Source organism: Streptomyces sp. NPDC055287, assembly GCF_053646035.1.
On sequence record NZ_JBSHNE010000120.1, the window covers coordinates 1 to 1,836 of the forward strand.

A 1,836-nucleotide genomic window follows, 5' to 3' on the forward strand; every position below is an offset into this window, starting at 1 on the left:
AACACGTTCCTGGACGCGCTCGCAGTCCATCGCCGGTCGAGTGGCCTGCCCGCGCTTTCGCTGGCGTGGGGCCTGTGGGAGGAATCCAGTGCGCTGACCGGAGGGCTGGCGGAGACCGATATCAAGCGTCTGGCACGTTCCGGGCTTCGCCCACTGGCGTCCGGGGACGCGATGGAGCTGTTCGACGCGGCGTTCGCGACCGGTGAAGCGGTCCTCGGGGTCACCCGCCTCGACACCCACGCCCTGCGGACCTCCGGCGAAGAGCCCGCCGCGATGCTGCGAGGACTGGTCCGTACGGCTCCGCGCCGCGCCGTCGCCGACGGATCAGCGTCCGGCACGGACAGCGGCCCGACCCTGGCCGAGCGGCTCGCGACGCTGCCCCCGGCCGACCGGGAGCGCACGCTCACCGATCTCGTACGTACGGAGGTCGCCGGAGTCCTGGGCCACGCCGATCCGGGTGCGGTCGAGGCGGACCGTGCCTTCCAGGAGCTGGGCTTCGACTCGCTGACCGCCGTAGAGCTCCGCAACCGGCTCAACACGGCGACCGGCCTGCGGCTGCCCACCACCCTCGTCTTCGACTACCCCAACCCCGCCGCCCTCGCGGCACACCTCCGGGAAGAGCTCGCCGTCGAGGACATCTCGCCCGCCGAGCCCGTACTCGCGGAACTGACCAGGCTGAAGGCGGTGATCGAGGCGATGAGCCCGGACGGGGACGCTCACGGACGGATCAGTACCCGTCTGCGTGAGCTGCTGGACTTCGCGGAGGCGGCCGGTCGCACAACGGCCGGCAATGACGGGCTCGGGGGCGCCGCCGACGACGACCAGGACCTCGAAACCGCCAGCGACGAGGAGCTTTTCGCGCTCTTCGACGACATCGAATGACAGGTCTCTGACCGGACCACGTCGCACACACGCACCACAAGCACCGAACACACCACAACGGGGAGCTGAGATCAACATGGCGGCCGAGGACAAACTCCGGGACTACCTCAAGCGGGCCATCGCGGACGCGCGCGACGCGCGCAAGCGGCTGCGGGAGGTGGAGGAGCGGGAGCAGGAGCCCATCGCGATCGTGGCCATGGGCTGTCGTTATCCGGGTGGGGTGTCCTCGCCGGAGGATCTGTGGCGGCTGGTGGCGGGTGGGGTGGACGCGGTTTCGCCGTTCCCGGTCAATAGGGGCTGGGATGTCGAGGATCTGTATGATCCCGATCCCGCGCGGGTGGGCAAGTCGTATGCCCGTGAGGGTGGTTTCCTGCACGACGCGGATCAGTTCGATGCCGAGTTCTTCGGGATGTCGCCGCGTGAGGCGCTCGCTACGGACCCCCAGCAGCGACTCCTGCTCCAGACGGCGTGGGAGACGTTCGAGCGGGCCGGCCTCGACCCCCAGTCGCTGAGGGGCAGCCGGACCGGTGTCTTCACCGGCGTGATGTACAGCGACTACGGTTCGCGCCCGAACCTGCCTCCCGAGGGCTACGAGGGTTACCTCTACAGCGGCAGCGCCGGCAGCATCGCCTCCGGGCGTCTCGCCTACACGTACGGGCTCGAAGGCCCCGCGGTGACCGTGGACACGGCGTGCTCGTCCTCGCTCGTCGCGCTGCACCTGGCGGCCTCAGCCCTGCGCCGGGGCGAGTGCGACCTTGCGCTCGCGGGCGGCGCGACGGTGATGTCGACCCCGGTCGCCTTCGTCGAGTTCTCCCGGCTACGCGGGCTGGCGGCCGACGGTCGTTGCAAGTCCTTCGACGCCTCTGCGGATGGTACGGGGTGGTCGGAGGGTGTGGGGTTGTTGTTGGTGGAGCGGCTTTCGGATGCGCGGAGGAATGGCCGTCGGGTGTTGGC

General features: G+C 70.0%; 2 protein-coding genes. Both read left to right on the forward strand.

Annotated features, from left to right (window positions below):
- On the forward strand, positions 1–882 hold an 882-nt coding region (locus ACWIHY_RS40225), incomplete at its 5' end, for a phosphopantetheine-binding protein (protein ID WP_454381709.1).
- A gap of 118 nt (positions 883–1,000) precedes the next feature.
- Positions 1,001–1,836, forward strand: an 836-nt coding sequence (locus ACWIHY_RS40230; protein WP_454381711.1) for a beta-ketoacyl synthase N-terminal-like domain-containing protein, incomplete at its 3' end; no start/stop codon positions are given.